4 protein-coding genes are annotated in these 3,277 nt (G+C 60.5%); 1 reads left to right on the top strand and 3 read right to left on the bottom strand.

What is annotated here, in order from left to right:
• The 3 genes from H0V34_14980 to H0V34_14970 all read right to left on the bottom strand — a co-directional run.
• A partial coding sequence (locus tag H0V34_14980; protein MBA2492925.1) for an alpha/beta fold hydrolase occupies positions 1-623 on the bottom strand: 623 nt, incomplete at its 3' end.
• A 151-nt stretch (positions 624-774) separates the two neighbouring features.
• Positions 775-1,515, bottom strand: coding sequence for a 3-oxoacyl-ACP reductase FabG (locus H0V34_14975; GenBank protein ID MBA2492924.1), 741 nt, complete (start codon positions 1,513-1,515; stop codon positions 775-777).
• 189 nt (positions 1,516-1,704) lie between these two features.
• A complete protein-coding gene (locus H0V34_14970) occupies positions 1,705-2,103 on the bottom strand; it encodes a VOC family protein (protein MBA2492923.1) in 399 nt (132 codons plus the stop codon).
• A gap of 471 nt (positions 2,104-2,574) precedes the next feature.
• On the opposite strand from H0V34_14970, the gene H0V34_14965 reads away from it, so the two are divergent.
• On the top strand, positions 2,575-3,207 hold the full coding sequence (locus tag H0V34_14965) for a PQQ-dependent sugar dehydrogenase (GenBank protein ID MBA2492922.1): 633 nt from the start codon (positions 2,575-2,577) through the stop codon (positions 3,205-3,207).
• Positions 3,208-3,277 lie beyond the last annotated feature (70 nt).

The raw sequence follows: 3,277 nt of genomic DNA, 5'->3' as shown, positions 1-3,277 counted from the left end.
CGCGCCAGCAAGACATCGGTGTTCCAGTGCGTCATGGCCGAGCCGTCGAGTAACTGTTCCAGAACGCGCGGGTCCAGCGCGGCAATACATTCGGCGTGATAGCGTGCGTTAGCGGGCGGCGCGCGGGTTACTTCGGCGACCCGTACGGCCAGCTCATCGACGGGCAGACCAGATCCCGCCAGCGCTTTCAGGCCGCGAAAAACCGTTTCGAACACGCCCATTCCTCGCTCGGCGAAATAAAGCGGCGGGTCTTCGAGCACGATCGCGCGCACGAGTTCCGGTGTGTCAGCGGCGATGTAAATGGCGTTCATGCCGCCCAGCGAGTGGCCAATCAGAGTCGCCGGTTCACGCACCACTTCGCGCAAAAACGCCTGCTGGTCGCGCGCATAATCGGCAAATCGATTGCCGCCGTTCGAAATGTGCCCTGAGCTACCGTGGCCGCGCGAATCGAGCGCGAATACACGCCGTCCCGCACCCATCGCCTCTATCAAGGGCGCCCAGTAGCGCCAGCTTTGCGTCACGCCGTGCAGCAGCACCAGCGGCGCGGCGTCGGCGCGGCCGTCCATCCACCGTGCGTAGTTGAGCCGGATTTCCCCGCTGTCGAAGGTGTGTTCGGTTGTCACAGGTACGACAGGGGTTCAGGCCCGCATTCGCGTCGCACGCTGGCGATGCGGCAGAGCTTGAAGCTGAACGGCAGGCGCCCCGCCCGCGCGAGCGCCACGTGCAAAGGCTCGCGGGCAGGCGTCTGATGACTACTGCTATTGATGATGGCTATCAGGCGCTGGTGCCGCCGTCTACGTTGAAACAGGCGCCGGTGATATTGGCGGCATGCGCGCTTGCGAGAAAGGCGACCAGCGCGGCTACTTCGTCCGGCTTGCCGTAGCGGTTGATTGCGGTCATCTGTTTCTGCGCGTCCGAGAACTCGCCGTTGGCCGGATTCATGTCGGTGTCGATCGGCCCCGGCTGCACGCAGTTGACGGTGATGCCGCGCGGTCCCAGATCGCGTGCCCAGCCGCGCGTGAAGCCGGCCACCGCCGCCTTGCTCGCGCCGTACAGGCCGCCGCCGGGGAACGGCGTGCGATCCGCCACGATGCTGCCGATGTTGATGATGCGACCATTGTCTTCCATGCGCTTAGCCGCCTCGCGCGCGGTGAGAAATACGGCGCGCACGTTCAGATCGAACGTCGCGTCGTAGTCTGCGTCACTACATTCGTGCAGCGGTTTCATGCCGAACGTACCGGCGTTGTTGACGAGGATATCGAGCTTGCCAAAATGCTCGATGGTCTCCAGCACCAGGCGTCTGGCGGCCGCGGGCTCGTGCAGGTCCGCCTGTACAGCTTTCGCCTGACCGCCGTCGCGTTCTATGGTTTCGACGACCTGTTCGGCGGGCGCGCGGCTGCGGCTGTAGTTCACCGCCACACTCGCGCCTTGCGCCGCCAGCGCCTTGGCTGTAGCGGCGCCGATACCGCGCGCGCCGCCGGTGACGAGCGCGACTTTTCCGCTTAAATCTGGCATGTCTCGTGTACTCCCGGGATGGTGTGTGTTTGAAGAGACGCTGTGTAGCGCTTTCGTTAAACGAGTCAGATTGAGTGTCTCTTGTCGAGGCGACCGCAGGGCGAAATGTCGTTACCAACTGAACTGAGTACTTGTCGCTCTCATAAGATTTCTCGCTCCGCTCGAAGTGACAACCTGTTCAGAGATCCGTTAATCCTCGGTCAACAGTTCCATAATGTGTCCGTCGGGATCGCGGAAGTAGACGCCGCGCCCGCCGCCTCGATGGTTGATGTTCATATTCTTCAGTGCGTTCGGTTCGCTGCCGTAGGGTATGCCCTCCGCTTCTAGACGCGTGAACATCTCGTCGAATTCCGCTTCCGTGACCTTGAAGGCATAGTGATGAATCTCGCGCCCGCGCTCACCGGTGAAATCGCTGGCCCAATCGGCGCGATCCGCGAAATCCATCGTCAGGGACTCGTTGACCTTCACGGGCGCAAAATAATCGACCGCGGCTTCGTCGAAAACAAGCCCGAGAATCTTCGCGAAGAACCGGGCCGAGGCGATCTTGTCGCGCGCCGGAATAACCGTGTGATTTAGTTCGATTGTCATGTTGCTAGTCCTGTAGTCAAAAGTGTTACGCAGGCCGCCATGCGCGCGACCCGCCCTTTAACGGCTGGTGCTTACGGTCTGGGACAATAAATGTGCGTCTGGGTTTGATCGAATGTTGGCACGGGATGCGGGTCTGTCCTTCATAGTGCAAGAAAAGCGCGTAAGTCTGCGTTGCACTTGGCTGGATTCTTATGCGTCGAGACCCGCTTAAAAAGCGTAAACCCAGCTTGCACGTGGCGGGCGCACACAGGCAATTATGCTTGCTTTTCGCTCGCGCTGGGCTATTCTATTTCAGAGTCGGCGCGCAGTAACGACCATACTAACGACAATATCATTTGGTCGCGCGCTTGGGGTTGTGATCCCATAGCTATTTTTAAGCGCATGGGCACGCGCTATCGAGGCGGGTCGGCGCAGACATTACTACTGCGCTGCTGAGGACGCGTTCGCGACAGACGAACGCGAAGGGGAGACATGAAGCCATCGTACTTTTTACGCCCGGCGCTTGCCGGCATATCGCTTGCGATCGTCGCAACCCTCTGCACCGGACTCGCGCGGGCCGCGCTGCCCGCGGGATTTTCGGATTCGCTGGTCGCGGCCCTCCCGCAACCCACCGCGCTGGCTTTCACACCCGATGGACGCATGCTGATCGCGACCCAGCCGGGACAGATCCACGTTTATCAGAATGGCGAATTGTATCCCACTCCGGCGCTGGATCTGAGTCTCGACAATCGCGTGTGCTCGAATGGCGAGCGTGGATTGCTGGGCGTGGCGGTCGATCCCGAGTTTTCCAGCAACCGCTTTATTTATCTTTATTACGTGTTCAATAAATTTGGCATCTGTCCAATGGCGCAGCCCAGTTCGCCGGAAAACCCCGTCAGCCGCGTGGCGCGCTTTACGCTTGCGCCCAGCAACACGGTCAACCTGAACAGCGAACAGGTGCTGGTCGACAACATCCCGATGGCCAGAAGTCATGTGTCCGGCGACCTGCATTTCGGCAAGGACGGGTATTTGTACGCCAGCGTGGGTGATGGTCTTTGTGACTACGCGCTCGACAGCGGTTGCGCCGGAAATAACGACGCCGCGCGCGTTAGTCCCGCAGTGTAGTGGTACATTGGATCGTCATATCTGGAGAGATGAGCAATGGGTCAGGTTTTACACGGCAGCGCCCGCACGA

It is taken from the genome of Gammaproteobacteria bacterium, from assembly GCA_013696315.1.
Taxonomy (GTDB): Bacteria; Pseudomonadota; Gammaproteobacteria; order JACCYU01; family JACCYU01; genus JACCYU01.
Note: the sequence above shows the minus strand (reverse complement) of the source record. Positions and strands in the feature narration are given on the sequence as shown.